The organism is Pseudomonas sp. LRF_L74 (assembly GCF_965644255.1).
In the GTDB taxonomy this organism is placed as follows: Bacteria; Pseudomonadota; Gammaproteobacteria; order Pseudomonadales; family Pseudomonadaceae; genus Aquipseudomonas.
In genome coordinates this window covers 664,111-687,253 of sequence record NZ_CBFFRH010000002.1, presented here as the reverse complement: position 1 = coordinate 687,253, position 23,143 = coordinate 664,111, and the positions used below count along the sequence as shown (strand labels likewise).

General features: G+C 61.1%; 19 protein-coding genes. 17 read left to right on the top strand and 2 right to left on the bottom strand.

Annotation, left to right across the window (positions count from 1 at the left end; all coding sequences use genetic code 11):
• Window positions 1-55: 55 nt before the first annotated feature.
• Window positions 56-2,326: an ATP-dependent Clp protease ATP-binding subunit ClpA gene (gene clpA, locus ACSZPK_RS08025; protein WP_437880905.1), complete on the bottom strand. Its 2,271-nt coding sequence runs from the start codon at window positions 2,324-2,326 to the stop codon at window positions 56-58.
• Between the two features lie 28 nt (window positions 2,327-2,354).
• On the bottom strand, window positions 2,355-2,717 hold the full coding sequence (gene clpS / locus ACSZPK_RS08020) for an ATP-dependent Clp protease adapter ClpS (RefSeq protein ID WP_437880904.1): 363 nt from the start codon (window positions 2,715-2,717) through the stop codon (window positions 2,355-2,357).
• Window positions 2,718-2,948: 231 nt separating this feature from the next.
• On the opposite strand from clpS, the gene cspD reads away from it, so the two are divergent.
• From cspD to dctP, 17 genes are all read left to right on the top strand, one after another.
• The gene (cspD, locus tag ACSZPK_RS08015; RefSeq protein ID WP_437880903.1) at window positions 2,949-3,218 is read left to right on the top strand and encodes a cold shock domain-containing protein CspD; all 270 of its coding nucleotides are present in this window, start codon (window positions 2,949-2,951) and stop codon (window positions 3,216-3,218) included.
• A gap of 474 nt (window positions 3,219-3,692) precedes the next feature.
• Window positions 3,693-5,921, top strand: a complete 2,229-nt coding sequence (locus ACSZPK_RS08010) for an NADP-dependent isocitrate dehydrogenase (RefSeq protein ID WP_437880902.1) — start codon at window positions 3,693-3,695, stop codon at window positions 5,919-5,921.
• Window positions 5,922-5,990: 69 nt separating this feature from the next.
• The gene (locus ACSZPK_RS08005; RefSeq protein ID WP_437880901.1) at window positions 5,991-6,443 is read left to right on the top strand and encodes an NUDIX hydrolase; all 453 of its coding nucleotides are present in this window, start codon (window positions 5,991-5,993) and stop codon (window positions 6,441-6,443) included.
• Window positions 6,444-6,516: 73 nt separating this feature from the next.
• Entirely contained in the window at window positions 6,517-7,635 is a 1,119-nt protein-coding gene (gene mnmA, locus ACSZPK_RS08000) for a tRNA 2-thiouridine(34) synthase MnmA (protein WP_437880900.1), read from the top strand.
• Window positions 7,632-8,252 carry a high frequency lysogenization protein HflD gene (hflD, locus tag ACSZPK_RS07995; RefSeq protein ID WP_437880899.1) on the top strand — a complete coding sequence of 207 codons (621 nt, stop codon included), beginning with the start codon at window positions 7,632-7,634 and terminating at the stop codon, window positions 8,250-8,252. Before mnmA ends, hflD begins: the two co-directional genes overlap by 4 nt.
• A 466-nt stretch (window positions 8,253-8,718) precedes the next feature.
• On the top strand, window positions 8,719-10,089 hold the full coding sequence (gene purB / locus ACSZPK_RS07990; protein WP_437880898.1) for an adenylosuccinate lyase: 1,371 nt from the start codon (window positions 8,719-8,721) through the stop codon (window positions 10,087-10,089).
• Between the two features lie 78 nt (window positions 10,090-10,167).
• Entirely contained in the window at window positions 10,168-11,334 is a 1,167-nt protein-coding gene (locus ACSZPK_RS07985) for a JmjC domain-containing protein (protein ID WP_437880897.1), read from the top strand.
• Window positions 11,327-11,752: a GNAT family N-acetyltransferase gene (locus tag ACSZPK_RS07980; RefSeq protein WP_437880896.1), complete on the top strand. Its 426-nt coding sequence runs from the start codon at window positions 11,327-11,329 to the stop codon at window positions 11,750-11,752. Before ACSZPK_RS07985 ends, ACSZPK_RS07980 begins: the two co-directional genes overlap by 8 nt.
• A gap of 55 nt (window positions 11,753-11,807) precedes the next feature.
• Window positions 11,808-12,422, top strand: coding sequence for a histone acetyltransferase HPA2 (locus ACSZPK_RS07975; RefSeq protein ID WP_437880895.1), 615 nt, complete (start codon window positions 11,808-11,810; stop codon window positions 12,420-12,422).
• Window positions 12,419-13,225 carry a secretin N-terminal domain-containing protein gene (locus tag ACSZPK_RS07970; protein WP_437880894.1) on the top strand — a complete coding sequence of 269 codons (807 nt, stop codon included), beginning with the start codon at window positions 12,419-12,421 and terminating at the stop codon, window positions 13,223-13,225. Before ACSZPK_RS07975 ends, ACSZPK_RS07970 begins: the two co-directional genes overlap by 4 nt.
• 470 nt (window positions 13,226-13,695) lie before the next feature.
• Window positions 13,696-15,291 carry an isocitrate lyase gene (locus tag ACSZPK_RS07965; protein WP_437880893.1) on the top strand — a complete coding sequence of 532 codons (1,596 nt, stop codon included), beginning with the start codon at window positions 13,696-13,698 and terminating at the stop codon, window positions 15,289-15,291.
• Between the two features lie 446 nt (window positions 15,292-15,737).
• Window positions 15,738-16,646, top strand: coding sequence for a LysR family transcriptional regulator (locus ACSZPK_RS07960; RefSeq protein ID WP_437880892.1), 909 nt, complete (start codon window positions 15,738-15,740; stop codon window positions 16,644-16,646).
• Between the two features lie 179 nt (window positions 16,647-16,825).
• Window positions 16,826-18,481 carry a thiamine pyrophosphate-dependent enzyme gene (locus ACSZPK_RS07955; RefSeq protein WP_437880891.1) on the top strand — a complete coding sequence of 552 codons (1,656 nt, stop codon included), beginning with the start codon at window positions 16,826-16,828 and terminating at the stop codon, window positions 18,479-18,481.
• A 32-nt stretch (window positions 18,482-18,513) separates the two neighbouring features.
• Window positions 18,514-19,452, top strand: coding sequence for a hydroxymethylglutaryl-CoA lyase (locus ACSZPK_RS07950; RefSeq protein WP_437880890.1), 939 nt, complete (start codon window positions 18,514-18,516; stop codon window positions 19,450-19,452).
• Between the two features lie 29 nt (window positions 19,453-19,481).
• Window positions 19,482-20,660: a CaiB/BaiF CoA transferase family protein gene (locus ACSZPK_RS07945; protein WP_437880889.1), complete on the top strand. Its 1,179-nt coding sequence runs from the start codon at window positions 19,482-19,484 to the stop codon at window positions 20,658-20,660.
• A 53-nt stretch (window positions 20,661-20,713) separates the two neighbouring features.
• Window positions 20,714-22,012, top strand: a complete 1,299-nt coding sequence (locus ACSZPK_RS07940; protein WP_437880888.1) for an OprD family porin — start codon at window positions 20,714-20,716, stop codon at window positions 22,010-22,012.
• A 69-nt stretch (window positions 22,013-22,081) separates the two neighbouring features.
• Entirely contained in the window at window positions 22,082-23,071 is a 990-nt protein-coding gene (gene dctP / locus ACSZPK_RS07935) for a TRAP transporter substrate-binding protein DctP (RefSeq protein ID WP_437880887.1), read from the top strand.
• Window positions 23,072-23,143 lie beyond the last annotated feature (72 nt).

The following is a 23,143-nucleotide window of genomic DNA, read 5'->3' as shown; positions in this document are numbered from 1 at the left end:
TCGAAAATGAAAACGCCCGGTACGAGCCGGGCGTTTTCATTTCAGCGATGAGCCCTCATGCGGGCTCGGCAGTTGTTTCGAACTCGAAGGTCAACTCTCCCGCGCTCAGGTCGACGTGCACCACGCCACCGTGCTCGGCGAGTTCCCCGAAGAGAATCTCCTCGGCCAACGGACGCTTGATGCGATCCTGGATCAGACGAGCCATCGGCCGCGCGCCCATCTGCACGTCATAACCACGCTCGGCCAACCAGCCACGCGCCGCCTCGGACACCTCGAGCTGCACGCGCTTGTCTTCGAGCTGGGCCTGAAGTTCCGTGAGGAACTTGTCGACGATGCTCTTGATCACTTCGTGACTCAGGCGGCCGAACTGGATGATGGTATCCAGTCGATTACGGAACTCGGGCGTAAAGCTCTTCTTGATCACCTCCATGGCATCCGAGGCATGGTCCTGCAAAGTGAAGCCAATGGATGCGCGCGATGCCGTCTCGGCACCGGCGTTGGTGGTCATGATCAGGATCACGTTGCGGAAATCGGCCTTGCGCCCGTTATTGTCGGTCAGGGTGCCGTGGTCCATGACCTGCAGCAGCAGGTTGAACACTTCCGGGTGCGCCTTCTCGATCTCGTCGAGCAACAGAACGCAATGGGGCTGCTTGGTGATCGCCTCGGTAAGCAGGCCGCCCTGGTCGAAACCGACATATCCGGGCGGTGCCCCGATCAAGCGGGACACGGTATGGCGCTCCATGTACTCGGACATGTCGAAACGCACCAGCTCGATGCCCATGGCCTTGGCCAACTGACGCGCCGCCTCGGTCTTGCCGACCCCGGTAGGGCCAGCGAACAGGAACGAGCCGACAGGCTTGTCCGGCGACTTCAGGCCGGCACGCGACAACTTGATGGCCGTGGCCAAGGAGTCGATGGCCGCATCCTGGCCGAACACTGTCAGCTTCAGGTCCCGCTCCAGGTTACGCAGCAGTTCCTTGTCGGAACTAGTGACGTGCTTCGGCGGAATCCGCGCGATCTTGGCGACGATATCCTCGACCTGGGCCACCTCGATGCGTTTGACGCGACGCTCTTCCGGCTGCAGGCGCTGGTAGGCGCCCGCCTCGTCGATCACATCGATGGCCTTGTCCGGCATATGCCGGTCATTGATGTAACGCGCGGCCAGCTCAGCGGCGGCACGCAGCGCTTCGTCGCTGTACTCGATGTGATGGTGCTGCTCGAAGCGGGTACGCAGGCCGCGCAGGATACCCACGGTGTCTTCCACCGACGGCTCGCCGACGTCGACCTTCTGGAAACGCCGCGCCAACGCACGATCCTTCTCGAAGATGCCACGAAACTCCTGGAAGGTCGTGGAGCCGATGCAACGAATCTCCCCCGAGGACAGCAGTGGCTTGAGCAGGTTGGACGCATCCATCACCCCACCGGATGCAGCTCCCGCGCCGATGATGGTGTGGATTTCGTCGATGAACAGGATTGCATGAGGGCGCTTGCGCAACTCGTTGAGCAGTGCCTTGAAGCGCTTCTCGAAGTCGCCGCGATACTTGGTACCCGCCAGCAATGCCCCCAGGTCCAGCGAGTAGACCACGCTGTCAGCCAACAAGTCGGGCACCTGGCCATCGACGATGCGCTTGGCCAATCCTTCCGCGATCGCGGTCTTGCCCACTCCAGCCTCACCGACCAGCAGCGGATTGTTCTTGCGCCGACGCGCAAGGATCTGTGCGACACGCTCGACCTCATGCTCACGACCGACCAATGGATCGATGCGCCCCTGGCGCGCCTGCTCGTTCAGATTGCTTGCATAGGCTTCCAGCGGATTGCCAGACGCAACGGACTCACCCGATTCCTCATCCTGCATTTCCTGCTCCCCCTCGACCTGATCTGCATGCCCGGGAACCTTGGAAATACCATGTGCGATGTAATTGACCACATCGATGCGCGCCACGCTCTGCTGCTTGAGCAGGAACACGGCCTGGCTCTCCTGCTCGCTGAAGATCGCCACGAGCACGTTGGCGCCGGTGACCTCTCGCTTGCCAGAACTTTGCACATGGAACACCGCACGCTGCAGGACGCGCTGGAACCCTAGCGTTGGCTGGGTCTCACGCTCCTCGTCGTGCTGTGGAATCAGGGGGGTGGTGGAGTCGATGAACTCCTGCAAATCGTGGCGGAGCTTGTCCAGATTCGCTCCGCAGGCACGTAGTACCGTGGCTGCCGCCTCATTGTCCAGCAGTGCGAGCAACAGATGCTCGACCGTCATGAACTCATGGCGCTTGGCGCGCGCCTCCTTGAAGGCAAGATTGAGGGTGACTTCGAGCTCTCGGTTCAACATGGCTTCACCTCTTACCAAGCGGCCGGAATTAACCGTCCTTCTCTATTTCACAGAGTAGCGGATGCTGGCTTTCCCTGGCGTACTGATTGACCTGCATGGCCTTGGTCTCGGCGATGTCTCGCGTGAACAGGCCACACACCGCCCGACCTTCCGTGTGAACGGTCAGCATCAGCTTCGTAGCCAGCTCCCGATTGTGACCAAAAAAAACTTCCAGCACTTCGACGACGAAATCCATGGGGGTGTAGTCGTCGTTATACATCAATACCTTATACATCGGTGGTGTCTGCAGGATCGGCTTGGCCTCCTGCACCGCGACACCAGAGGCATCATCCTCTCGATGGGTCGGGCGATCCTGATTGAATGTTAGACGAATCTGCTTGGTTGCATGCATACGAATGTGAATGCTTCATGATGGCTGTGCGAAGGAATGTTCAGGCAAGCTTATGACCCGCTTCTCAGCCAGTCGCCGGATTGCCTTGACTATCGGTAAAACGATGTTAAAAACATTCATACCCTGTTTCGGGGTATCGGGGTTCCACGCCCTTGCCAGCCAGTTGGTTCAACGTGGAACTGGATGTGGATGATACTCCAGTGATGGAGTCCTTTGCAGAGGGATATCAGCATGCTAAGCGGTAAGGTCAAGTGGTTCAACAACGCCAAGGGATACGGTTTCATCGTCGCCGAAGGCCGAGATGAGGACCTGTTTGCTCATTATTCGGCCATTCACATGGAGGGCTACAAGACTCTGAAGGCCGGCCAACCGGTGAGTTTCGATATTATCCAAGGGCCCAAGGGCCTTCACGCAGTGAATATCAGTCCGGTCCTGGCAAACACCAGCAACGAATCTCCAGCAACGAGCAGTACGACTCAAAGCCGCCCTGTCGAAGCCTGATGATCCCTTGCAACAAAAAAGCTGCCGATCCGACCGCTTAGGAACGATCCGAACAAGCAGCCCACCAAACGCCCCGATAAATTCGGGGCGTTTACGTTTATGGCTCCCTGAGACGCCATTCGTCAGATAATCGAACTCATCGTTGCCTGGAAAGCAGCCTTGCCCTTGATCACAGCCCACGATTCCAATCGTCCATTGGTCTATGAACGCCACCACAACGCGATACCCACAGAGAGTGGTATACTGCGCGGCGTGACTAAATAGTCATGGTGCCGAGGCGCTCGAATGAGGCAGACCCGGCATCCACGGTCGATATCCACCCATCTGGAACGACCGAAGAACGCTCTAACTGGTGCAACCAACATCATCGCGGCAAATTCTCGACCTTCGGCTCATGTCCGGCATGGGCGAAAGCGCCTACCAGCGCATATCGAGATACTGTGCACGCCCAGCAAAGAAGAGAGTTAATCCTAGATGTCTACCCGCTCGAAGATCACCTATACCTTCACCGATGAAGCGCCCGCTCTTGCCACCTACTCGCTTCTTCCCATCGTAAAAGCCTTCGCCGCCTCCGCCGACATAGACGTCGAAACCCGCGACATCTCTCTCTCCGCTCGTATCCTGGCCGGCTTCGCCGATCGCCTGGGCGACAAGAAGATCGAAGATGACCTGTCCTACCTCGCCGTTCTCGCCACCGCACCGGACGCCAACATCATCAAGCTGCCCAACATCAGCGCCTCCGTCCCCCAGCTCAAGGCCGCCATCGCCGAACTGCAGGCCCTGGGCTACGGCATCCCCGACTACCCGGAAGACCCGCATAGCGAAGAAGACAAGGAAACGCGCGCGCGCTACGCCAAGATACTGGGCAGCGCCGTAAACCCGGTTCTGCGCGAAGGCAACTCCGACCGCCGCGCCCCGGCCGCGGTCAAGGCCTATGCACGCAAGCACCCACACTCCATGGGCAAATGGAGCATGGCTTCGCAGTCCCACGCCGACTACATGCGCGGCGGCGACTTCTTCTCCAGCGAACAGTCGATCACCATGGCCAAGGCCGGTGACGTGCGCATCGAGTTCGTCGGCAAGGACGGCAAGGTCGAGGTCAAGAAACAACTCGCCCTGCAGGAAGGCGAAGTGTTCGACAGCATGTTCATGAGCTGCCGCAAGCTGCGCACCTTCTTCGAGAAGACCCTGCAGGACTGCAAGGAAACCGACGTCATGTGGTCCCTGCACGTCAAGGCGACCATGATGAAGGTCTCCCACCCGATCGTCTTCGGCCACGCCGTCAGCGTCTACTACAAGGACGTGTTCGACAAGTACGGCGAGCTGTTCAAGGAACTGGGCGTCAACCCGAACAACGGCATCAGCAGCGTCTACGACAAGATCAAGTCGCTGCCGGCCTCGCAACAGGAAGAAATCCTCCACGACATCCACGAGGTCTACGCCCATCGCCCGGAAATGGCCATGGTCGACTCGGTCAAGGGCATCACCAACCTGCACATTCCGAGCGACGTCATCGTCGACGCCTCGATGCCGGCGATGATCCGCAACTCCGGGCAGATGTGGGGCAAGGATGGCAAGCAGAAAGACACCAAGGCCGTCATGCCTGAGAGCACCTACGCGCGCATCTATCAGGAAATGATCAATTTCTGCAAAACCAACGGAGCGTTCGACCCGACCACCATGGGCAGCGTACCGAACGTCGGCCTGATGGCGCAGAAGGCTGAGGAATACGGTTCCCACGACAAGACCTTCGAAATGACCGCCGACGGCATCATGCGCGTCGTCGACGTCGCCGACGGCAGCGTGCTGATGCAGCATGAGGTCGAGGCCGGCGACATCTGGCGCGCCTGCCAGGCCAAGGACGCACCGATCCGCGACTGGGTCAAGCTGGCCGTCACCCGCGCCCGTCAGTCCAACACCCCGGCGATCTTCTGGCTGGACCCGGAGCGTGCCCACGACCGCGAGCTGCAGAAGAAGGTCGAACTGTACCTCAAGGACTACGACCTGAGCGGCCTGGACATCAGCATCACCGACTACAACTCGGCGATCCGCATCAGCATGGAACGCCTGATTCGCGGCAAGGACACCATCTCGGTGACCGGCAACGTACTACGCGACTACCTGACCGACCTGTTCCCGATCATGGAACTGGGCACCTCGGCCAAGATGCTGTCCATCGTTCCACTGATGGCCGGTGGCGGCATGTACGAAACCGGCGCCGGTGGCTCGGCACCCAAGCACGTCCAGCAACTGGTCGAAGAGAACTACCTGCGCTGGGACTCCCTCGGTGAGTTCCTCGCCCTGGCCGTTTCCCTGGAAGACACTGGAATCAAGACCGGCAACGCCAAGGCCAAGATCCTGGGCAAGACCCTCGACGAAGCCACCGGCAAGCTACTGGACAACAACAAGTCGCCCTCGCGCAAAGTCGGCGAGATCGACAACCGCGGCAGCCACTTCTACCTGGCGCTGTACTGGGCCCAAGCCCTGGCCGCGCAGAATGAAGACGCCGACCTGAAGGCACGCTTCGCCCCGCTCGCCAAGGCCCTGACCGAGCAAGAAGCGACCATCGTCAGCGAGCTGAACGCCGTACAAGGCAAGCCTGCGGACATCGGTGGCTACTACCGCTCGAACCCGGAGCTGACCAGCAATGTGATGCGCCCGAGCGCCACGTTCAACGCAGCAATCGACGGCCTGCTGAAGTAATTCGCAACACGTGAACCACAGAATCCCCGGCCCATGCCGGGGATTCTGCTTTTAAACGGGAGAAAACCCATGACGTGGCAACCCCACATTACCGTCGCCACCATTGTCGTGGATGAGGCCGGCCGCTTCCTGCTGGTCGAGGAACAGCCCGCCGGGCTTGAACACAGCGTCCTCAACCAGCCCGCCGGGCACCTGGAGGCGAATGAAAGCCTGATCGAAGCAGCCATACGCGAAACCCTGGAAGAAACCGGCTGGGAGGTCGAGCTGACCTCAGTGACAGGCATCTACCTGTACACCGCGCCAAGCAACGGCATTACCTACCAGCGCGTGTGCTTCGCCGCCCGTCCGCTTCGCCACCTGCCCGACAGCCCGCTGGACAAAGGCATCATCGGGCCGCACTGGATGAGCCGCGAAGAGCTCCAGGGGCAGCCTCATCGCTGGCGCAGTCACCTGGTCATGCGCTGTATAGACGATTATCTCGCTGGCGAGCGGCATGCGCTGAGCCTGATCCGCGACCAGTAACATCTGCCATTGGCCGCTACCCCGCAAGCACTGGTAATATCGGCCGCTTTTCCGCAGACGTACCCTGAAGCCCATGCGCGAACCAGCCAATACCCGAGTGATCGTCGGCATGTCCGGCGGCGTCGACTCATCCGTTTCCGCCGTCCTGCTGCTTGAGCAGGGTTACCAGGTGGAAGGCCTGTTCATGAAGAACTGGGAGGAAGACGACGGCACCGAATACTGCACCGCCATGGCCGACCTGGCAGATGCCCAAGCAGTTTGTGACCGGATCGGCATCAAGCTGCACACGGCCAACTTCGCCGCCGAATATTGGGACAATGTCTTCGAGCACTTCCTCGAAGAGTACAAGGCCGGGCGCACACCGAATCCGGACATCCTCTGCAACCGGGAGATCAAGTTCAAGGCTTTCCTCGACTATGCCCTGGGCCTGGGCGCCGACCTGATTGCCACCGGCCATTATGTGCGCCGCCGCGATGTAGACGGTCAAAGCGAACTGCTCAAGGGCCTGGATGCGAACAAGGACCAGAGCTATTTCCTTCATGCCGTGGGTGGTGAGCAGATCGGCCGCACCCTGTTTCCCGTCGGCGAACTGGAAAAGCCCGAAGTCCGCGCCATCGCCGAGAAACACGGCCTGGCCACGGCAAAGAAAAAAGACTCCACCGGGATTTGCTTCATTGGCGAGCGCCGCTTCAGCGATTTCCTCAAGCAGTACCTGCCCGCGCAACCCGGCGATATCGAAACCGTTGAAGGTGAAGTCATTGGCCGTCATCACGGCTTGATGTATCACACCATCGGCCAACGCCAAGGCCTCGGCATCGGCGGCCTCAAGGATGCCAGCGACGAGCCGTGGTACGTGCTGGCCAAGGACCTTGAACGCAATGTACTGCTGGTGGGCCAGGGCAACGAGCACCCCTGGCTGTTCTCCCGCGCCCTGCTCGCCTCGGAAATATTCTGGGTCAACCCGGTCGATCTCGACAGCCCGCGCCAGCTGACGGCCAAGGTCCGCTACCGGCAGAACGACCAGCGCTGCACCCTGGAACAGACCGCCGAAGGCTACCGCGCAGTATTCGACGAGCCGCAGCGGGCTGTTACGCCCGGCCAGTCCGTGGTGTTCTACGACGGCGAAATCTGCCTGGGTGGCGGCGTGATCGAAAGTGCCCAGCCTTGGTTCGAAGGAGCAGGCCTGGTATGACGCCCGTACAGGAACAGCTCATGGCCTTGGCTGCGGTCTTCGAGGCTGCCACCCTGGTCGACAAGATCGCCCGCACAGGCCAGGCCAGCGATGCCGACATCAGATGCCTGATTGGCAGTCTGTTGGTACGCGATCCGAAAAATACCCTTGAGGTGTTCGGCGGCGATGACATCAATCTGCGCGAAGGCTACAAGGCGCTCGCCGCAGCGCTGGAACGCAGCCCAGCGGCCCTGCAACGCGAGCCCCTGCGCTATACGCTGCAACTGCTCGGGCTCGAACGCCACCTGGCCAAACGGGAAGACCTGCTGCGCACCATCGGCAATCGCCTCGACCAGATCCAATCCCAGGCCGACCACTTCGGCCTGACTCACGAGAATGTCATCGCCTCGTGCGGTGGGCTGTACCAGGACACCATCAGTACCTTCCGCCAACGTATCCAGGTACATGGCGACATGCGTTTCCTGCAGCAACCCAACAACGCAGCCAAGGTGCGCGCCCTGCTACTGACCGGCATTCGCTCGGCACGCCTGTGGCGTCAGTTGGGCGGGCACCGCTGGCAACTGGTGTTCAAACGTAAAAAGCTGCTCAGCGAGCTGTATCCACTGTTACGCGGCTAAGAACCTGTTCACGATATTTTCGACCCCGTCTAAATGGCTGCATCAAGGTAATCGTGGATACAAGCCGCAGCAGGTTGAGAAAGTTCGTCATTCCCGCGAAGGCGGGACAGCGGCTCCATCGCTGAACAGCGCTTGCGCTGGCCCGCAGGGGAATAAACCAGAAGCCCCTAAGCATCTGGGCTCCCGCCTTCACGGGAGTGACGGCCAAACACACCGCGTAGGAACGGTTATCGCACGAACATATCCACCCCTCGAAGCAGACTGAAGAGTCACTTTAATGACGCTGACATCTGAGATCGTGAACAGCTTCTAAGACAAAGAGGTGCTGGAAGCCCAAACCTTCCAACCTCATCATTCAACAAACGACGAACTGCCTGCACCTTTCACCCGAAGCCTACAGCCTGAGACAGGCTGCTTCATGTATGATGTGCGCCCTTTTCGTTGACCGACTGCCCGAGACTCCTCCATGCAGCTCTCCTCGCTCACTGCGGTTTCCCCTGTAGATGGCCGCTACGCCGGCAAGACCAGCGCTCTGCGCCCGATTTTCAGCGAATACGGCCTGATCCGTTTCCGCGTACTGGTCGAGGTCCGCTGGCTCCAGCGCCTGGCCGCCCATGAAGGCGTGGCCGAAGTGCCGCCGTTCTCCGCCGAAGCCAACACCATTCTCGATGCCCTGGCCAATGACTTCGCGGTCGAGCATGCAGAGCGCGTCAAGGAAATCGAACGCACCACCAACCACGACGTCAAGGCCGTGGAGTACCTGCTCAAGGAACAGGCCGCCAAGCTGCCAGAGCTGGCCAACGTCAGCGAATTCATCCATTTCGCCTGCACCAGCGAGGACATCAACAACCTGTCCCACGCCCTGATGCTGCGCGAAGGCCGCGACGGCGTGCTGCTGCCACTGATGAGACAGATCGCTGCAGCCATCCGCGCGCTGGCGGTGAAATTCGCCGACGTGCCGATGCTCTCGCGCACCCACGGCCAGCCGGCCTCGCCGACCACGCTTGGCAAGGAACTGGCCAACGTGGTCTACCGGCTGGAGCGCCAGATCGCCCAAGTCGCGGCGGTGCCCCTGCTGGGCAAGATCAACGGCGCGGTGGGCAACTACAACGCCCACTTGTCGGCCTACCCACAGATCGATTGGGAAGCCAATGCTCGCCAGTTCATCGAGAACGACCTGGGCCTGGACTGGAACCCCTACACTACCCAGATCGAACCGCACGACTACATCGCCGAGCTGTTCGACGCCATCGCGCGCTTCAACACCATCCTCATCGACTTCGACCGCGACGTCTGGGGCTACATCTCCCTGGGCTACTTCAAGCAGAAGACCGTTGCCGGCGAAATCGGCTCCTCGACCATGCCGCACAAGGTCAACCCGATCGACTTCGAGAACTCCGAAGGCAACCTGGGTATCGCCAACGCACTGTTCCAGCACCTGGCCAGCAAGCTGCCAATCTCGCGCTGGCAGCGCGACCTGACCGACTCCACCGTGCTGCGCAACCTCGGCGTCGGTTTCGCCCATAGCGTCATCGCCTACGAGGCCAGCCTCAAGGGTATCGGCAAGCTTGAACTGAACGAGCAACGCATCGCCGCCGACCTGGATGCTTGCTGGGAAGTCCTCGCCGAGCCGATCCAGACCGTAATGCGCCGCTACGCCATCGAGAATCCCTACGAGAAGCTCAAGGAGCTGACCCGTGGCAAAGGCATCAGCCCGGAAGCCTTGCTGGCATTCATCGACGGGCTCGACATGCCGAGCGCCGCCAAGGAAGAACTCAAGCAGCTCACTCCGGCACGCTACATCGGCAATGCCGTTGCCCAGGCCAAGCGCATCTGAGTGCAGCCAGTCTTGCCAACGCCCGGCTGAGCCGGGCGTTTTTATTTTAGTTATTTATTGTCCTTCAAGGTCTTACCAATGAATCCTGATACTCCTCTGCAGCTGTTGGGCGGCCTCACTCCACGCGTATTCCTGCGCGATTACTGGCAACAGAAACCCCTCCTGATCCGCCAGGCGATCCCCGGCTTCGAGAGCCCGATCAGCGCCGACGAGCTGGCAGGCCTGTCCCTGGAAGATGAGGTTGAGTCGCGCCTGGTACTGGAACATGGCGAAAGCCCATGGGAACTTCGTCGCGGCCCCTTCGCCGAAGATGCCTTCAGCCAGCTCCCGGAGCGCGACTGGACCCTGCTGGTGCAAGCTGTCGACCAATTCGTCCCGGAAGTGGCCGAGGTACTCAAGGACTTCGGCTTCCTGCCCAGCTGGCGCATCGACGACCTGATGATCAGCTTCGCCGCACCTGGTGGCAGCGTGGGCCCGCACTTCGACAACTACGATGTGTTCCTGCTGCAGGCCGAAGGCCAGCGCCGCTGGAAGATAGGCCAGATGTGCGACACCGATAGCCCGTTGCTGCAACATGCCGACCTGCGCATCCTTGCCGACTTCGAACAGACCGACGAGTGGGTACTCGAACCCGGCGACATGCTCTATCTGCCGCCGCGCCTGGCCCACTACGGCATCGCCGAAGATGACTGCATGACGTATTCGGTAGGCTTCCGCGCCCCCAGCGCAGCCGAAGTGCTGACCCACTTCACCGACTTCCTCTCGCAGTTCCTGCCTGATGAAGAGCGCTACAGCGACGCCGGAATGCAGCCGATCAGCGATCCGCACCAGATCCAGCAGGATGCCCTGGATCGCCTGAAAGCCCTGCTCGCCGAGCACATGAACGACGAACGCCTGCTGCTTACCTGGTTCGGTCAGTTCATGACCGAGCCGCGCTACCCGGAACTGGTGGCAGGCCATGACATCGAAGAAGACGAGTTGCTGGCAGCCGTCGGCGACGGCGCCATCCTGGTACGCAGCCCAAGCGCCCGGCTGGCCTGGAGTGAGGTCGATGTAGGCCTGGTGCTGTTCGCCAGCGGCCAGAGCCGCTTGCTGCCAAGCAACCTGAAAGAACTGCTGCGCCTGATCTGCGCCGCCGAAGCGCTGCACAACGAGAACCTGCAGCCATGGCTCGCCGACGAAGACGGGCGTAAGCTGCTCAGCGAATTGATCAAGCAAGGCAGTCTGGAGTTTGCCGATGAGTGACATCGAGGTTCGCCTGGCCGACTGGCACAAGGACAATGCCGACCTGCGTCGCATTCGGGAAACGGTGTTCATTGCCGAACAGGCGGTTCCACCGGAGCTCGAATGGGACAGTGAAGATGCCGATTCCGTGCATTTCCTCGCCTGCGAAGGTGATTATGCGGTCGGCACCGCCAGGCTGGCTCCGGACGGGCAAATCGGCCGAGTATCCGTACTCAAGGACTGGCGCGGCCTGAAGATCGGTGACGCGCTGGTCCAGGCGGCTATCAGCGAAGCCGAGCAGCGTGGGCAGCGCGAACAGAAACTCAGCGCCCAGGTGCATGCCAGCGCGTTCTACGAGCGGCTTGGCTTCAGTGTCCAGGGCGGCGAATACCTCGAAGCAGGCATTCCCCATGTCCTGATGGTTCGTCACAGCCACTGACCGCATTGCGCCTTCCATTGCCGGGCGCCCGAGGCGCCTTTGCCCCGGAGCCCCAATGAACGACGACAAGCAGGAAGTCGATCTACCGGCCATCGACTTCCAATCTCCCGGCCGCTTCGCCGTGCTCAACCCAGGCAGCGAGGCCATTGCGCCACAAAACCGTGAGCCCGCCCCCTTCCAACTGGGCCGGCACCCTCACCTGGAGCGCTTCCAGAGCGCTGAGCAATGCCAGCCTCACGTCCTGGCGTTGATCCAGCAAGCTCGCCACAGCCTGTGCCTGTACAGCAGCGATCTGGAGCCCCTGCTGTACGACCACTCCAGCATCCAGGAAGCATGTACGGGCTTTCTGCTCGCCCATCCGCGCAATCGCTTACGCATCCTCGTTCGCGATGTGAGCAAGCCAGTCAAACAAGGACATCGCCTGCTGTCCCTGGCCAAGCGCATTACCAGCAACCTGCATATCCGCCGAATCAATGACGGCAGCGAGGAAGAACAATCGACCTACCTGCTGGCTGACGACTGCGGCCTGCTATTGCGCGCCAAGCCTGAAAGCTATGTCGGTTACGCGCTCTACAATGACAGCAGCCGGGCACGTCGCCAGCGAGTGGCGTTCGACCAGGCATGGGAAACCGGGCTACAAGACCCTGACTTGCGGAGCTTCCTGCTATGAAAAAGCCCTTTGCCTTTCTGCTCCTCGCCCTGCTGAGCGCACAGGCCCTGGCCGCGACCGAATTGATCCCGCTCAACTACCGCAGCGCCGACGAGATGCTGCCAATCGTCCAGTCGGCACTGGAAGGTCAAGGCAAGGCGAACGCCCATGGCAACCAGTTGATCATCAATGCAGCCCCAGAAAAGATCGCGGAAATACGCACCCTGCTGCAGCAACTCGACACTCCAGCGCGACGCCTGCTAATCAGCCTCGATACCAGCGAGTCAGGACAGACCGATAGCAGTGGCTACTCGGTCAACGGCTCCGCCCGTATCGGCAGCGTGGACATTCAGACTGGCCGCGGTGAAGTCGGCGGACGTGACCAGGTACGCATCATCAATCGCTCGACCGCCAGTCGCGATGGCGGCTTCCAGCAGATACAAGCCACCGAGGGCTATCCGGCACTCATCCAGGTCGGCCAGAGCGTACCACTGACCAGCACCAGCGTCGGCCCGTACGGCCAGGTCATCAGCAACACCGAGTATCGCAACGTCACCCAGGGCTTCTACGTCACCGCAACGCTGACAGGCCAGACCGTGCACCTCAGCGTCAGCAGTAACAACGACCGCCTGAGCCGCAGCCAACCCGGCGTGATCGACGTACAGAGCAGCGATACACGCGTCAGCGGCCTGCTAGGCCAGTGGATTCCACTCGGCGGCGTCAGCCAGCAGGTACAACGCGACCAGCGAGGCACCCTGCGCAGCTACTCGACCCAAGGCGGCAATGACATGAGCATGCGCATCAAGGTCGACGTCCTCGACTGAATAACCATCATATAAAAATGGTTTTGTAGTGCTACGAAAGTATCACTACAAAATCGTTGACGAAGCTTTTCCACCACTGCATGATGGCCTCGCTCCCGCTAACCAGGGGTCCTTGACCGGCCTCCTGATCGCTCCGTAACACCATTCGGATCGATCCGTGTTTTAACAGCCCACAAGGCGTTTCAACGAGGTTGCGACTGGAACGAAAGTTGTCCTGAGGGACGGGGAAGCCTTAGCGTAATCAGTCAGACAGCAAGTCTTGAAGCGTCTGGCCCAACGGCATCCACGAGCCGGCAAGCCATGCGTCTACGATCAAGACAGTGCGTCTCGCCCCCCCGCCTCTCGCGACACCGTCGCCTGGTCAATACTTCGAAGTTCCGTTGCGTGATGCCCGTAACAACAAGCTTGTGCACGTTGGTTCTGGGTGGGAAGTCGGTGCTAACCAATCTCATACTTTGAAGGATTGACCCATGTCCGCTTATCAAAACGACATCAAAGCCATTGCCGCCCTCAAAGAAGCCGCAGGTAGTAGCTGGAGCGCGATCAACCCTGAATCCGTTGCCCGCATGCGTGCCCAGAACCGCTTCAAGACCGGCCTGGAAATCGCCAAGTACACCGCCGCCATCATGCGCAAGGATATGGCCGAATACGACGCTGACGCCTCTGTCTACACCCAGTCCCTGGGCTGCTGGCACGGCTTCATCGGCCAGCAGAAGCTGATCTCGATCAAGAAGCACCTGAAGACCACCAACAAGCGCTACCTCTACCTGTCCGGTTGGATGGTCGCCGCCCTGCGCTCTGACTTCGGCCCGCTGCCGGATCAGTCGATGCACGAAAAAACCGCGGTTTCCGGCCTGATCGAAGAGCTCTACACCTTCCTGCGCCAGGCCGATGCCCGTGAACTGGATCTGCTGTTCACCGCCCTGGACGCTGCCCGCGCCTCTGGCGATCGTGCCAAGCAGGACGAAATCCAGGCACAGATCGACGGTTACGAGACCCATGTCGTGCCAATCATCGCCGACATCGACGCCGGCTTCGGCAACCCCGAAGCCACCTACCTGCTGGCCAAACGCATGATCGAAGCGGGTGCCTGCTGCATCCAGATCGAAAACCAGGTCTCCGACGAGAAACAGTGCGGTCACCAGGATGGCAAGGTCACCGTTCCGCACGAAGACTTCCTCGCCAAGATCAATGCCGTCCGCTACGCCTTCCTCGAACTCGGCGTCGATGACGGCGTGATCGTCGCCCGTACCGACTCCCTGGGTGCAGGCCTGACCAAGCAGATCGCCGTGACCAAGCAACCAGGCGACCTGGGCGACCAGTACAACGCCTTCCTCGATTGCGACGAAATCAGCGCTGCCGAACTGCAGAATGGCGACGTGGTGATCAATCGTGGCGGCAAGCTGCTGCGTCCGAAGCGCCTGGCCTCCAACCTGTTCCAGTTCCGCAAGGGCACTGGTGAAGACCGCTGCGTGCTGGACTGCATCACCTCGCTGCAAAATGGTGCCGACCTGCTGTGGATCGAGACCGAGAAGCCACACGTTGGCCAGATCAAGGCGATGGTCGACCGCATCCGTGAAGTCATTCCGAACGCCAAGCTGGTGTACAACAACAGCCCGTCGTTCAACTGGACCCTGAACTTCCGTCAGCAAGTGTTCGACGCGTTCGTTGCCGAGGGCAAGGATGTATCCGCCTACGACCGCGCCAAGCTGATGAGCATCGACTACGACGAGACCGAACTGGCCAAGGTCGCTGACGAGAAGATCCGTACCTTCCAGCGTGACGGCTCTGCCCATGCCGGCATCTTCCACCACCTGATCACCCTGCCGACCTACCACACCGCCGCACTGTCGACCGATAACCTTGCCAAAGGCTACTTCGCCGACCAAGGTATGCTGGCCTACGTCAAAGGCGTCCAGCGCCAGGAGCTTCGTCAGGGTATCGCCTGCGTCAAGCACCAGAACATGGCCGGCTCGGACATCGGCGACAACCACAAGGAATACTTCGCCGGTGACGCCGCACTGAAAGCCAGCGGCAAAGACAACACCATGAACCAGTTCCACTGAGAAACAGCCTGAGCCAAAGAACCCCGGCACCTGCCGGGGTTCTTTTTTTGGGTTCATCCAAGGCATTGGCGTTCGCCAGGGAATACGCAGAACCTAGGGCAAGGCAAAGAAGCGCCTTCCATCGTCTCTCGGCATCGGGTCGATGACTCCCAGTGTCGGCGCGATCTTGAAAACGTATACCTGCAAACGCTTGCCGAGCGCCCCGAGTAGCGCCCTCCTCACCCGAAAACCCTCACCGCGCGGGACAACATGCTCGATGGGCGGCTAGGGCCTGGCAAAGTAGCGCTCATCATGTGAGCACTGGCGCTCGGACTGGTGTTCAAACCGCTGATTAACATGTTATCAATCGCAGCCGTCGAGCGGCCCAGAAGAATCGGGCGTCATGAGGCATTGGCCATGAACAATCGCTGTGGCTGATCCAAGCTACCACCGTCGGAGCGAATAACATGTGGAAAATAGATCCGGTGTCCTTGCGCCTGTTCATTGCGGTCTGCGAGGAAGGTTCTATCACCAAGGCGAGTGAGCGTGAGTTCATCGTCTCCTCGGCAATAAGCAAACGAATTGCCGACATCGAATCGGCCTACGGCATAACCCTGCTCACACGCGGCCAGCGTGGCGTCTCGCCCACGGTGGCGGGCGAGACATTGTTGCGCCACGCGCGCTATCTGATGCGCAGCCTCGAACGCCTGCATGGAGACCTGCTGCAACACGCATCGGGCAATCGCGGCCGGGTGCGGATTCTGGCGAACATTTCCTCGATCGTTGAATTCCTGCCTGAAGAGCTCAGTGAGTTCATTCTGGCCAACCCGCATATCCAGGTGGATTTCGAGGAGCGCTTCAGCCCCGAGGTCATTCGTGGCGTGGCCGAAGGGCATGCCGATATCGGCGTGTTCCGCGAGTCGCAGCTCGACACGCAATCCTTGCAGTTGCTTCCCTATCGCCAGGATCACCTGGCAGTGGTGACGACCTCCGATCACCCGCTGGCCGGCCGTAGTTCCATCACCTTCGAGGAAACCCTCGATTACGAACACCTCAGCCTGTCGATCTACGCCACCATCAACAACAAGATGCAACGCCTCGCTGAACAGATGGGACGCGAGATGCGTTGCCGCACGCATGTGTCGTCCTTCGACCCGGCATTCCGCCTGGTGCATAACGGGGTCGCAATTGGCATCTTCCCCCGAGAGGCTGTCGGGCGTTACGCCAAGCTCTATGGCCTGAGCGTGATTCCTCTGCTGGATGAGTGGGCATTGGGGCGTTTTCAGATCTGCATACGCGACCACGAGTCTCTTTCGACACCAGCCAAACGGCTGCTGGAACACTTGCTCAGCCGGGTGTCGGTCGCCGCTGCCTAAGGCCGTTTTTCTGCCATCTCGTTTCGCGATGGACACCCTCTTGGATGGTTTCTTGTCAGCCTTTTCCAGGCACTCATAGACTCCCGGCACGCCCTCGAAGCACCGCTTCGAGCGAATAAAAAGAGCCCTTTCCTCTCTCCCGGAGCGGGCTCGAATAATCGCTGCTGCTGGAGACTCACATGCCTCACCAACTCTCGCCCTCCTCCCATTCACCCGAGCCGATGACAGGTGGCGACGCCATCGCCGATGCCTTGCTGCGGCATGGCGTGGACACGGTCTTCGCCCTGCCGGGCGCCCAGATGTACGGCCTCACCGATGCCTTCGCCCGCCGCGCGGATCGCCTGCGCACCCTGGGCGCTCGCCATGAGCAGACCTCCGCCTACATGGCTTTCGGCTATGCCCGGGCCAGCGGCAGGCCTGGCGTATTCAGCGTGGTACCTGGCCCCGGTGTACTCAATGCCTCCGCGGCGCTGCTGACCGCGCACAGCACCAATACTCCGGTCCTGGCCCTGACCGGCGACGTCATGTCGGATTTTCGCAACCGTGAACGCGGGCAACTGCATGAGTATCGCGAGCAGTTGGCGACGCTTCGCACCCTGACCAAGCATGCCGAGCACATCGAACACCCGAGCCATGCTCCGCAACAGGTCGCCACTGCGTTCCAACGGATGAACTCGGGCCGCAAGGGCGCCGTGGCGCTGCAGGCATCCTGGGACTATTTCACCCAGCGCGCATGCGTGACACCCGCCGAGCCGCTATCCCTGACCAGCACCCCACTGGCCGACCCAGGCGTCATCGAAGAGGCGGCGGCCATTCTGGGCAGTTCGCAGAACTGCATGATCTTCGTCGGCTCAGGCGCGCTGGATGCCAGCGCCGAGGTCACCGCTCTCGCCGAAGTACTGGGCGCTCCGGTGGTCAGCTTTCGCGGCGGTCGCGGCGTCGTGCCCGACGATCACCCCTTGGGCTTCACCGTCGCGGCAGGCCAGCGCCTGTGGCAGCAAACCGATGTGGCCCTGATCATCGGTTCGCGCTTCGAGCTGCTCGATATCCGCTGGAATCACCGCCCCGAGGGTGTGAAGCTCATTCGAATCGACATCGATCCAGCTGAGTCGCGCCGACTGCCAGCCGCCATCAATATCGTCGCCGACGCAGCGCAAGCCAGCCAAGCCCTGGCATTAGCTGTCGAACGTCGTGGTGTACCTTCGCGACGCGATGGCATCCTGGCCGATACCAAAGCCAGTGCCGAAGCGGCGATACAAGTCGTACAGCCACAGATGGATTACCTGCGGGTCATCCGCGACGTCCTGCCCAGGGACGGTTTCTTCGTCGACGAACTGTCCCAGGTCGGTTTCACCTCGATTTTCGGCTTCCCGATCTACCAGCCTCGTCATCTCGTCACCTCTGGCTATCAGGGCACACTGGGTTTCGGTTTCCCCACGGCACTCGGGGTCAAGGTCGCCTTTCCGGACAAAGCAGTCGTATCGATTTGCGGCGATGGCGGATTTCTCTTCGCCGGGCAGGAACTGGCGACCGCCGTGCAGTACGGCATCAACCTAGTGACCATCGTGTTCAACAACGATGCATACGGCAATGTGCTGCGCGACCAGCAGAACGGTTTTGGCGGGCGCCTGATCGGCTCCGAGCTGGTCAATCCGGACTTCGTCAAGTTCGCCGAATCGTTCGGTGTACAGGCATTTAGGGTCGACAGCCCGCAAGCGCTGCGCCCGGTTCTGCAGCGCGCTATCGAGGCTGATCGTCCGGTGCTGATCGAAGTCAGCATCGGGCGCGGGCGCGATGGTAATCCCTGGCCATTCCTGCATCCGTCCTTCAAATGAATGCGTGCCTGAAACGATAAGAGAAGCCTGAAATGACCGCGGATAAAACAAAGATCGTCATCAATGAAGTCGGCTTTCGTGATGGCCTGCAAAGCATCGAACGCATCATGTCCACCGATGACAAGAAACGCTGGATCGACGCCAGTTATCACGCCGGCGTGCGCCACATGGAGGTCGCGTCCTTCGTGCCGCCACGGCTGCTGCCACAAATGGCCGATGCCGCCGAAGTCGTGGCCCATGCGCTGCAGTTGCCTGGCCTGCAGGTGACCGGTTTGGTACCGAACCTGCGCGGCGCCGAGAACGCCCTGCAGGCCGGTGTGCAGCGGATCGTCGCCCCCGTGTCGGTGAGCCCGGCGCACAGCCTCGCGAACGTGCGCAAGACCCCGGAACAGATGGTCGAGGAAATGGCACGCATACGCGAGCTGCGCGACGACAGTGGCTCGTCCGCAGTATTACTGGCCGGCATGTCGGTGGCGTTCGGCTGTACCCGCCAGGGCACGGTGCCGCTGAGTGATCTGTGTGCCCTGGTACGCCTGGTCATCGAGGCCGGTGTCGACGAAGTTTCGCTGGGCGACACCACCGGCCAGGCCACCCCCAGGCAGGTCGGCGAAACGCTGGATGCGGTGCGCGAGGTCGCGGGCGACAGGCTGAGATCCGCCCACTTCCACGACACCCGGGGCCTGGCCCTGGTCAACAGCCTGGTGGCGGTGCAACACGGCGTGCGCGAGTTGGATGCGTCTCTCGGCGGCCTGGGTGGCTGCCCGTTCGCCCCGGGGGCTTCGGGCAACACCGTCACCGAAGACCTGGCATTCATGCTGGAAAGCATGGGCTACGAGACTGGTATCGACCTGCGCAAGCTGCTCGACGCGCGCCAGGTCATGCAGGCCGGGCTGCCGGGCGAGCCGGTGTACGGCTACATCGCCCGCGCGGGCCTGCCGCTTGGCTATCAAGGCGCCTGGGTGCGCTCCTGACGTCATCATATCTTCACGGAGAACACTGCATGTCGACTCTACCTCTCGACGGCATCCGCGTCGTCGAGCTCTCGCATATGGTCATGGGCCCTACCTGCGGCATGATCCTGGCCGACCTGGGTGCCGAAGTCATCAAGGTCGAACCCCTGAAAGGGGATTCCACACGTCGCCTGCTCGGCGCTGGGGCGGGCTTCTTCCGCACCTTCAACCGCAACAAGAAGAGCCTGGCGCTCGATCTCGACCAGGAACAAGGGCGCGACGCCCTGCTGCGCCTGGTCGATCGCAGTGACGTGTTCATCGAAAACTTCAAACCAGGTCGCATGCAGGCGCTGGGGCTGGACTACCCCAGCCTGCGCCAGCGCAATCCCCGCCTGGTCTACGCCTCACACAAGGGATTTCTGCCGGGTCCCTACGACCAGCGCCTGGCCCTCGATGAAGTGGTGCAGATGATGGCCGGCCTCGCCTACATGACCGGTCCGGTCGGGCGCCCGCTACGAGCCGGCAGTTCGGTGAACGACATCATGGGCGGCATGTTCGGCGCCATTGGCGTGCTGGCCGCGCTGCAGGAACGCCAGCGCAGCGGACAGGGGCGCGAGGTGCAGAGCGCCCTGTTCGAGAACTGTGTGTTGCTGGCCGCTCAGCACATGCAGCAATACGCGGTGACGGGCACGCCCGCCGCTCCCATGCCGGATCGCATCAGCGCCTGGGCGGTGTACGACGTGTTCAGCTTCGCCGGGGGCGAGCAGATGTTCGTCGCCGCCACCGGCGACGGGCAGTGGGCAACGCTGTGTCGGCTGCTGGACCAGCCTTCGCTGCTGGCTGATCCGGGCCTGGCCAGCAACAACGACCGGGTGCTGCAGCGCCCTCGTCTGCTCGCCAGGCTGGCCGAGATATTCAAGGAACATGATGCGGCGACCCTGGCCAGGCTCTTCGAGGCGAACGGCATTCCCTTCGCACCGATCCGCAAGCCTGAAGAGCTGTTCGACGATCCGCACCTTCTGCAGAGCGGCGGCCTGGCGAAGCTGCAAGTCGAAGACGGCTCCAACACGCTGATGCCGCTCCTGCCACTGGCCCTGGATAACCAGCGCCTGCAACCTCGCTGGCCTATCGCCCGTATCGGCGAACACACCGATACGGTACTGAGCGAACTGGGTTACAGCGCAAGTCAACTTCAGGAGCTGCGCCGCACTGCCACGATCAGCGCCTGAACCATGCAACCCACGTTTTCGTGGGGCACTACACCCTGTGGATGAATATAACAATGACAATAAAAGCTCCCTCCAACCGCCTGCTCACGGTGAGCACGGCGCTGTCCACGCTATCCCTGCCGTTGTGCGTGCAGGCCGCTTTCATCGACGATGCCAAGGGCTCTCTGGAGCTGCGCAATTTCCACTACATTCGCGATTTCCGCGATGAACAGCCGTCCCAGTCGAAACGCAACGAATGGGCACAAGGGTTCATTCTCAACCTGAAGTCCGGCTATACAGAAGGCGCGGTCGGCTTCGGCCTGGAAGCGACCGGCATGCTCGGCCTTAAGCTGGACTCCAGCCCGGACCGCACCTCCACTGGCCTGCTGCCACGCCACGATGACGGAAGTGCGCCGGACAGCTATGGCAAAGCCGGCCTGACCGGCAAGGCGCGCCTGGGTGAAAGCGAGCTGCGGGTGGGTACGTTGAGCCCGGCGCAACCCCTGCTGCGCAGTAACGACGGACGTCTATTCACTCAGCTGTTCGAGGGTGCGGAGCTGGTCAGCCGTGACCTGGATCGCACGACGCTTACCCTCGGTTGGCTTGAGTCAGTCAAACAGCGCAACTCCAGTGATTCGGAAGACCTGTCGATGATGCGCCTGCACGGCACCTACACCATACCGAGCGGCCAGGGATCGGACCATTTCGCCTATGCAGGCGTGAGCTACGCCGCCTCACCGAACGTGACCCTGCAGTATCAATATGGAGTATTGAAGAACTTCTTCCGCAAGGATTTTCTCGGCGTGACGGCGAGCACGGCCCTGGGACCCGGCAAGCTATTCGCCGAGGCTCGCTACTTCGACAGTCGCGAGGATGGCCGGCAGTTCGCCGGAGAGGTCGACAACCGCACCCTGAGCAGCAATATCGGCTACAGCTGGGCGGGCCACACCTTCAGCGGCGGATACCAGAAGGCCTGGGGTGACACGGCGTTCGCCTATGTCGATGGAACCGATACCTACCTGTACAGCGAAATGCTGGCCAGCCCGTTCACCATGCCCAACGAGCGGGTATTCCATGCGCGATATGACTTCGACTTCGCCGCGCTGGGCATCCCCGGCCTGCGTTTCAACTGGCGTTACGTCAAGGGCGACCAGGTAGACGTCGCCACCCTGACCACACGCGAAGCCCGCGGGCTGTCCCTGCGCGGCAAGTACGGACGCGAACGCGAGTCGGGTATCGATCTTTCGTATGCGATCCAGTCCGGGGCGCTGAAAGGTGCCGGTATTCGCTGGCGCAGCTCGGTCATGCATTCGAGCTACGCCAATGACGCGGATGAAAGCCGGTTGACGCTGACCTACAACATTGCATTCTGACGGCGCCCGGGCTGGCGAAATCGCCCCGTTGCCGCTGCGAAGACGATAACGACAAAAAGGAAATGGCCCATGAAAACCCTGCTTCGGCTGACCTGTTTCTGCTCCCTGTTCAGCCTGCCCCTACTCCCTGCCCAGGCTGCCGACTACCTGATGCGCGTGAGTCATCAGTTGCCCAATAGCCACCATGTGGCCAAGGCGCTCGAGACGTTCGCCGACGAGGTTCGGCATGAGAGTAAGGGCAAGATCGATGTGCAACTGTTCGGCGGAGAGCAATTGTTCAAGGCTACGCAGAACCACATGGCCGTCGCGCGTGGCCAGGTGGAATCCGCCCTGGTAATGAACATGCAGTGGGGCGGCACCATTCCGGAGATGCAGGTATTCAGCGTGCCCTACCTGATCACCCAGCGAACGCAACTGGAACACTTCCCCGACTCGCCCGCCGCGCAATTGCTGGAGCGCAAGCTGGCCGCCAAGGGCGTCACCAATATCGGCTGGCTGCTGGACGCCAGCAACATGCTGTTCACCTCGCAGAACAGGCCGTTGCAGAGCCCAGCCGACTTCAAGGGCGTGAAGATTCGCGGCCTGAGCAAGATTCTCGACAGCGGCCTCATCGCCATGGGCGCGGCGCCTTCCACCATGCCCGGCTCGGAGGTCTACCAGGGGCTGCAGACAGGCGTGATCGACGCCGCCGGCAGCAGCGTCGGGGCGGTCTACTCACGGCGTTATTTCGAAGTGCAGAAATATGGCTTCGCCACCTCGATGCTGACCGTCTACGACAACCTGGTGGTCAATCCGAAATGGTGGAACGCCTTGCCAGCCGACATGCGCCAGGTGGTCATCAACGCGGCAAAGAACGCTGAGCACAGCCTGATACCAACGAGCGACGAGATCGATCCGGCAGGCATACAACGCTTGCGCGATGCCGGCATGAGTATCGAAATCGAGACCCCGGAGCAAGCCAGGGCATTGGAACTGGCAACCCGGCCGGCAGTACTCGGCGAGTTTCTCAAAAGCAGTCCGGACGGACAGACACTGATCGATTTGATCAGCCAGCAATAACGCTTTCCGTACGTCTGTTTTCAACTGCGGCCTGCTCGTCAGACTTCGAAGGAAGGGCCGCCTGAGGGTGAT

Bases quoted from the DNA above. Each gene is read 5' to 3' on its own strand.
- clpA (WP_437880905.1), bottom strand. From the start codon at position 2,326: ATGTTGAACCGAGAGCTCGAAGTCACCCTCAATCTTGCCTTCAAGGAG.
- clpS (WP_437880904.1), bottom strand. From the start codon at position 2,717: ATGCATGCAACCAAGCAGATTCGTCTAACATTCAATCAGGATCGCCCG.
- cspD (WP_437880903.1), top strand. From the start codon at position 2,949: ATGCTAAGCGGTAAGGTCAAGTGGTTCAACAACGCCAAGGGATACGGT.
- ACSZPK_RS08010 (WP_437880902.1), top strand. From the start codon at position 3,693: ATGTCTACCCGCTCGAAGATCACCTATACCTTCACCGATGAAGCGCCC.
- ACSZPK_RS08005 (WP_437880901.1), top strand. From the start codon at position 5,991: ATGACGTGGCAACCCCACATTACCGTCGCCACCATTGTCGTGGATGAG.
- mnmA (WP_437880900.1), top strand. From the start codon at position 6,517: ATGCGCGAACCAGCCAATACCCGAGTGATCGTCGGCATGTCCGGCGGC.
- hflD (WP_437880899.1), top strand. From the start codon at position 7,632: ATGACGCCCGTACAGGAACAGCTCATGGCCTTGGCTGCGGTCTTCGAG.
- purB (WP_437880898.1), top strand. From the start codon at position 8,719: ATGCAGCTCTCCTCGCTCACTGCGGTTTCCCCTGTAGATGGCCGCTAC.
- ACSZPK_RS07985 (WP_437880897.1), top strand. From the start codon at position 10,168: ATGAATCCTGATACTCCTCTGCAGCTGTTGGGCGGCCTCACTCCACGC.
- ACSZPK_RS07980 (WP_437880896.1), top strand. From the start codon at position 11,327: ATGAGTGACATCGAGGTTCGCCTGGCCGACTGGCACAAGGACAATGCC.
- ACSZPK_RS07975 (WP_437880895.1), top strand. From the start codon at position 11,808: ATGAACGACGACAAGCAGGAAGTCGATCTACCGGCCATCGACTTCCAA.
- ACSZPK_RS07970 (WP_437880894.1), top strand. From the start codon at position 12,419: ATGAAAAAGCCCTTTGCCTTTCTGCTCCTCGCCCTGCTGAGCGCACAG.
- ACSZPK_RS07965 (WP_437880893.1), top strand. From the start codon at position 13,696: ATGTCCGCTTATCAAAACGACATCAAAGCCATTGCCGCCCTCAAAGAA.
- ACSZPK_RS07960 (WP_437880892.1), top strand. From the start codon at position 15,738: ATGTGGAAAATAGATCCGGTGTCCTTGCGCCTGTTCATTGCGGTCTGC.
- ACSZPK_RS07955 (WP_437880891.1), top strand. From the start codon at position 16,826: ATGCCTCACCAACTCTCGCCCTCCTCCCATTCACCCGAGCCGATGACA.
- ACSZPK_RS07950 (WP_437880890.1), top strand. From the start codon at position 18,514: ATGACCGCGGATAAAACAAAGATCGTCATCAATGAAGTCGGCTTTCGT.
- ACSZPK_RS07945 (WP_437880889.1), top strand. From the start codon at position 19,482: ATGTCGACTCTACCTCTCGACGGCATCCGCGTCGTCGAGCTCTCGCAT.
- ACSZPK_RS07940 (WP_437880888.1), top strand. From the start codon at position 20,714: ATGACAATAAAAGCTCCCTCCAACCGCCTGCTCACGGTGAGCACGGCG.
- dctP (WP_437880887.1), top strand. From the start codon at position 22,082: ATGAAAACCCTGCTTCGGCTGACCTGTTTCTGCTCCCTGTTCAGCCTG.